Source organism: Kitasatospora sp. NPDC097643 (genome assembly GCF_040302625.1).
Classification (GTDB): Bacteria; Actinomycetota; Actinomycetes; order Streptomycetales; family Streptomycetaceae; genus Kitasatospora.
On record NZ_JBEOSA010000135.1, the window covers coordinates 1 to 6121 of the forward strand.

Here is a 6121-nt window from a genome sequence, read left to right on the forward strand (position 1 = left end):
GAACGCCCTGCCGGAGGCCAGCGTCGCGCTGTACAAGGCCGCCGTGACCCGAACACCGCCCGGCGGTAGGCGTTGCGCAGGTCGGTGAGCGGCTGGGTCTCGCGGCTCAGGCGGGGCCGCGGCGGCTCACTGGTCGTCGTCGCCCGACGGGGTCGGCCGGGCCGGCGGGTTGCTGGACCGCGGCTTGCCCGGGCCCGAGGTGGCCGTACCCGAACCGGACGTGCCCGAACCGGACGTGGCGGAGCAGGAGCCACTCGGCGTCGCGCCGGCGCCGCCGCACTTCGGGTCGCGCTTGGGCGGGTCCGGGATGTAGACGGTCGGGAACTCCTTCTCGGGCATGGCCCGGGTGGCGTCGTTCATCGCCTGCTGCCAGATCGGCCCGGGGCCGGTGGCGCCGAACACCTCGTCCTGCCAGTGGCCGCCGATCCTGATGTCCTTCATCGGCACCTTGGTGCCCGGGCTGCCCAGCCAGACCGAGGCGGACAGGTTGCCGGTGTAGCCGGTGAACCAGGCCGACTTCTTCTCGTCGGTGGTCCCGGTCTTGCCCGCGATCTGCCGGCCGTCGTCGAGGTTGAGGTTCCGGGCGGTGCCGCCCTTCTCGGTCACCCCGATCAGCACGGTGTTGATCACGTCCGCGGTGTTGTCCGACATCACCTGGCCGCACCTGGCCGGGCTCACCGGGACGTCCTTGCCGTCCACCGTGCTGATCCGGTTGATCGCCAGCGGCGCGCAGTAGGTGCCGCGGGCGGCGAAGCTCGCGTAGACGTTGGCCATCGTCAGCGGGCTGACCTCCTGCGTGCCGAGGCCGAGGGCGGGCAGCTCCTGGAGCGGGTCGCCGCTCGCCTTGCCGGTCACGCCCAGCTTGTTGGCCATCTGCTTGACCGCGCAGAGGCCGATCTCCTGCTCCATCTGCACGAAGTAGGTGTTCACCGAGAGCGCCATGGCCTCCTTGAGCTCGTACGGGCCGACCTCCCGCGCGCTCTCGTTGGGGATGGTGCCGGTCTTCTTGCCCTTGTCCAGGTTCTTCCAGGTGCCGTCGCAGGTCTTCATCGTCGGCCAGTCCATCGACCGCGGCGAGTCGTACCGCTGGGTGGACGACAGCCCGGCCTCCAGGGCCGCGGCGGCCACGATGGGCTTGAAGTTGGAGCCGGGCTGGAAGCCGATGCCGCCGCCCATCGCCGCGTCCACGTTGTAGTTGACGACGGTCTCGTTGTTCTCCTTCTTCAGCCCGTACGGACGGGTCTGCGCCATCGCCAGGATCTTGCCGGAGCCGGGCTCGACCATGGTCATCGCCGCCGACACCGGGTCGGTGACGAACACCTGCTCGGAGACGGCCTTCTGGGCGGCTGCCTGCTTCTCCGGGTCGAGCGTGGTGTAGATGTTGAGGCCGCCCTGGTCCCACAGCTTCTTGCGCTCGGCGGCGCTCTTGCCGAACACCGGGTCCTGCTTGACCACGTGCCGCACGTAGTCGCAGAAGAAGCCCATCCCCGCCTTGGCGGTGATGCAACCGTTCTGCGGCTCCTTGTAGTTGAGGCCCAGCGGGGTGAGCTTGGCCTGCCGGGCCTGCTCGGCGGTGATGTGCTTGTTCTCCACCATCTTGTCGAGCACGGTGTCCCGGCGCTTCTGGGCGGCCACCGGGTGCAGCTTCGGGTCGTACTGCGTGGGGTTCTGCACCAGCCCGGCGAGCATCGCCGCCTCGGGGAGGGTCAGGTCCTTGGCGTCCTTGCTGAAGTACCGCTGGGCGGCGGCCTGGATGCCGTACGCCTGGTGCCCGTAGAAGGTGATGTTCAGGTAGTTGGTGAGGATCTGATCCTTCGTCAGGTCCTCCTCCAGCTTGATGGCGTACCGGAGTTCCTGGATCTTGCGGCCGAGGGTCTTGCGCTGCGCGTCGCGCACCGCCTCCGGATCGTCGCCGGCCTTCTCCACGTTGACGTTCTTCACGTACTGCTGGGTCAGCGTGGAAGCGCCCTGGACGGCCGCGCCGCTCTCCGCGTTCTTGGTGATCGCCCGCAGGATGCCCTTGAGGTCGACGGCACCGTGCTCGTAGAACCGGGCGTCCTCGATGTCCACCTGCGCCTGGCGCATCAGCGGCGACATCTGGTCGGCGGCCAGCACGGTGCGGTCGCGCTCGTAGACCTTGGCGATCAGGCCGCCCCTGGCGTCGAAGATCTGCGTCGCCTGCGTCAGCGGCGGGGTCTTGAAGTCGTCCGGAATGCTCTCGAAGCCCTCCGCGCCGCTCTTCGCGCCGAGCCCGGCCGCCCCCGCCGCCGGAAGGATCAGACCCGCCAGCAGCACGCCCCCGAGTACGCTGCAGCCGAGGAACTTGACCGTGTGACCCAGCAGACCGAGCGGGGTGACGCGGCGCCGGGGGCGCGGTTCCCAGGTGTCGCCCGGGTCCGGAGCGGATATGCGGCTCTTCGGTGACATAACTCGAACACTACGGGTGCGAATGCCGCACGTGGGCAGGGAATTCGCCGAGCTTTGTCACAAATCCGCGACAGAATCGACTCATTCCGGAGAGTCGGACGGGTGTGCGGGCCGGCTGCGCCTCGGACGACGGACAGCCGGGCGGGCGGGGCAAGGACCGTTCGCCTACGGCCCTTGCTCCCACCGGTAGTTCACCGGGGGTCAGGACGCGGCCGGGCAGGAGGTGTCGGCCTCCGGGCGGTGGCCGGTCACCAGGAAGTCCGTCACCACCGCGTCCCCGCACGGGTTCCCGTTCGCGACGTAGACGTCGTGGCCGCCGGAGTCCACGGTGACCATCCGGGCCCGGTCGCCGAACGCGGCCCGCAGCTTGAGGGCACCCCGGTAGGGGGTGGCCGGATCCCGCAGGTTCTGGGCCAGCAGGACGTTCGACGGGCCCCGGTCGGTGACCCGGACCGGCGGCTCGGCCGGGGCGAACGGCCAGAAGGCGCAGGGCATCACGTTCACCGGCATGCCCGCGGTGAGCGGACGGGCGGCGCGCTCGGCGGCGACGTCCTTGGCGTAGGCGGCCGGGTCGGTGGGCCAGCTGACGTCGTTGCACAGGGTGCCGACCGAGACCGCGATGGAGTTCTGCAACACCTGCTCCGGCGGCGCGACCGGGGCGGGCAGCGGACGGCGGCCGAGGCCGGCCAGCATCAGCCGGGCCAGATCGGGGAATCTGGCGTCCGCGTACATGCTCTGCACCAGCGTCTCGCGCAGCACGTTGCCGTTGAGCTCCGCCGGGTTGGCACCCGGCCAGGCCAGCGGCGCGGTGTCCAGGCGGGCGGCCAGGTCGAGGAAGAGCGGGCGGACCTCGTCGGGGGTGTCCGCGACCCGGTCCGGGTTGCCGGGCGCCGAGGCCCAGCGGGCGAAGTCGGGGAAGCGGTCCTCGACGCCCTGGCCGAAGGCGGCCAGCCAGCCGCGCTCCACCCGCGACGGGTCCGGGTCGTCGTTGCTGTCCAGCACGATCCGGTCGGTGTGCCGGGGGAACATCGTGGCGTACACGGCGCCGGCGTAGGTGCCGTAGGAGGTGCCCCAGGCGGAGAGCCGGCGCTCGCCGAGGGCCTGGCGGATCCGGTCGATGTCGCGGGCCTCGTTGCGGGTGGAGATGCTGCGCAGCACCGGTCCGCCGTTGCGGGCGCAGGCGTCGGCGACCCGGCGCACGGTGGCGAGGTTCTCGTCGATCGAGCCGTCGGCGGCCGGCCAGGGGCGCAGCTTGACCATCGCCAGGTCGGCGTGGTCCAGCCCGCAGCTGACCGGGGTGGAGCGGCCGACGCCGCGCGGGTCGAAGCCGACCAGGTCGTAGCGGTCCAGGACGGACTGCGGGAGGCGCTTGGCGGCGCTGGTGGGGACGCCCAGACCGGAGCCGCCCGGGCCGCCCGGGATCGTCAGCAGCACGCCGCGGCGCTGTCGCGGGTCGGCGGCGGCGATCCGGGAGACCGCGAGGGTGATCTGCTCGCCGTCCGGATCGGCGTAGTCGAGCGGGACGGTGACGGTGGCGCACTGCTGGCGGGGGTCGGCGCTGCCGCCGCAGGCCGACCAGGCAAGGCGGTCGCCGCCGGGGGTCGCCGCGGTCGAGGCGGCGGCGGGCAGGGCGGTGAGGGCGGTGACGGCGAGCGCGGCGGCTGCGGTGGCGGCGGCGGTGCGGTTGATGTTCGGCATGCCCAGAAGTCTGCTGGCGGCGGGGAGTTGGACCCATCCGGGCAGCGGGCCGGTCGGGGGTGGGGTAAACCCCCCGGTGGTGCGGGTGCGCCCCGGGTGGGCCGCACCCGGGGCGCCCGGCAGGCCGGCAGGCCGGCAGCCGGTCCGCCTGTCAGACTGTCGGCCTGTTTCGTCCGACGGGGTCAGAGACCGAGCAGACCCGGGTCGGAGGCGAGGGCGCGCAGCGGCTCGCGCGGGTCGGCGACCAGCCGGCGCTCCGCCAGGTCGAGGATGCCGCCCACCCCGGTGACCTCGGCGGCGAGCACGCCGTCGGCGCGGGTCAGGTGCTGCACGACCTGGAAGGTCTTGCCCTCCCGCCAGACGAACGCGCAGCTGACGTCCACCACGTCGCCGGCGCGCAGCTCCCGCAGGTACTTGACCGTGGTCTCCAGCACCACCGGGCCCACGCCCTTGGCGACCAGCTCGGCCTGCCGGATCCCGGCGGCGTGGAGGTACTCCCAGCGGGCGTGCTCGGCGTACTGGAGGTAGACGGCCTGGTTGAGGTGGCCCTGGCTGTCGGTTTCGTACCCGCGGACGGTGATCCGCGTCGTGAAGTCCTGATCGGTCATGGTCCGCACGCTACTCCGCGGGCCCCGGCGCGAGGCTGTGACGTGCGTCGCGCCGGCGCCGGCGGCTACCGGAGGGTCAGGATCCGCGGGCCGTCCTCGGTGATGGCGACGGTGTGCTCGATGTGGGCGGCGCGGCTGCCGTCGGTGGTGCGCAGCGTCCAGCCGTCCGGGTCGGTGTCGTGGTCGTCGCGGCCGCCGGCCGTGAGCATCGGCTCGATGGCCAGGACCAGGCCCGGCCGCAGCGGGTAACCCCGGCCCGGGCGGCCCTCGTTGGGCAGGTGCGGGTCCTCGTGCATGCGGCGTCCGATGCCGTGCCCGCCGAAGCCCTCGGGCAGGCCGTAGCGGCCGGCGCGGGCGACGGAGCCGATGGCGTGGGCGATGTCGCCGGTGCGGTTGCCGACCACGGCGGCGGCGATGCCGGCCTCCAGGGCGCGGCGGGTGGCCTCGATCAGGGCGGTGTCCTCGGGGCGGGCGGTGCCGACGGTGAAGCTGACGGCGGCGTCGCCGGCCCAGCCGTCCAGGACGGCGCCGCAGTCGATGCTCACCAGGTCGCCGTCGCGCAGCCGGTAGCCGTCCGGGATGCCGTGCACCACGGCGTCGTTGACGGAGGCGCAGATGACGGCCGGGAACGGCACCGGCGCGAAGGCCGGGCGGTACCCGAGGAACGGCGAGCCGGCCCCGGCGGCCCGCAGCACCCCGCGCGCCACCTCGTCCAGTTCCAGCAGGCTGACCCCGACCGCCGCCGCGTCCTGCACGGCGGCCAGCGCATCCGCGACCACCCGCCCGGCTTCGCGCATCGCGGCAAGGGCGGTGTCCGACTTGAGTTCGACCATGGTGAATCACTCCCCTGGATCCAATTCTTATACCGGTATTTGTATCACGGTCGCTGGTCGTGTGGTCGACGCGTCCGCACCGGGCCGGTGCGGGAGTGCGCCTGGCGGGCCGAGCCCGGGGAGGCCGCACAGGAGACGCCCCGGCGGGAACCGTCCGGGACGCCGTAGGATCGACCCCATGGTGAGGACTCCGCTGACGCCGTTGGAGCGCGAGCGCGGTGAGCGCTTCGGGGCGCTGCTGCGGGAGGCGCGTGGCGAGCGCAGCATGGTCGAGGTGGCGGCGGTGGCCGGGGTCTCGGCGGAGACGCTGCGGAAGATCGAGACCGGACGGGCGCCGACGCCGTCGTTCTTCACCATCGCCGCGCTGGCCTTCGCACTCGGGCTGTCACTGGACGAGCTCGCGTCGGCCTGCGCGCTGCCGGAGGACGGCGAGGCACTGTCGGCCTAGCGACAACGGCGACGGCCCGCCCGGCGCGGGAGCGGCCGGCACCAGGTCGTCCGCGGTGACGGCGGGCAGCAGCCGGCGGACGGCCGCGGTGAACGCCCGCTTGGACA

At 72.8% G+C, this 6121-nt stretch carries 5 protein-coding genes; 1 reads left to right on the plus strand and 4 read right to left on the minus strand.

The annotated features are described in order from the left end of the window. Positions 1–126: 126 nt before the first annotated feature. The 4 genes from ABTY15_RS39305 to map all read right to left on the minus strand — a co-directional run bounded on the left by ABTY15_RS39305 (position 127) and on the right by map (position 5566). The gene (locus ABTY15_RS39305) at positions 127–2427 is read right to left on the minus strand and encodes a transglycosylase domain-containing protein (protein ID WP_350607425.1); all 2301 of its coding nucleotides are present in this window, start codon (positions 2425–2427) and stop codon (positions 127–129) included. 201 nt (positions 2428–2628) lie between these two features. Beyond that, entirely contained in the window at positions 2629–4125 is a 1497-nt protein-coding gene (locus tag ABTY15_RS39310; protein WP_350607428.1) for an alpha/beta hydrolase, read from the minus strand. A gap of 182 nt (positions 4126–4307) precedes the next feature. After that, positions 4308–4733, minus strand: coding sequence for an acyl-CoA thioesterase (locus ABTY15_RS39315; protein WP_350607431.1), 426 nt, complete (start codon positions 4731–4733; stop codon positions 4308–4310). A 65-nt stretch (positions 4734–4798) separates the two neighbouring features. After that, the gene (gene map / locus ABTY15_RS39320) at positions 4799–5566 is read right to left on the minus strand and encodes a type I methionyl aminopeptidase (RefSeq protein ID WP_350607437.1); all 768 of its coding nucleotides are present in this window, start codon (positions 5564–5566) and stop codon (positions 4799–4801) included. Between the two features lie 178 nt (positions 5567–5744). Here map and ABTY15_RS39325 point away from each other — a divergent pair, with 178 nt between their 5' ends. Next, positions 5745–6014, plus strand: a complete 270-nt coding sequence (locus ABTY15_RS39325; protein ID WP_350607440.1) for a helix-turn-helix domain-containing protein — start codon at positions 5745–5747, stop codon at positions 6012–6014. Positions 6015–6121 lie beyond the last annotated feature (107 nt).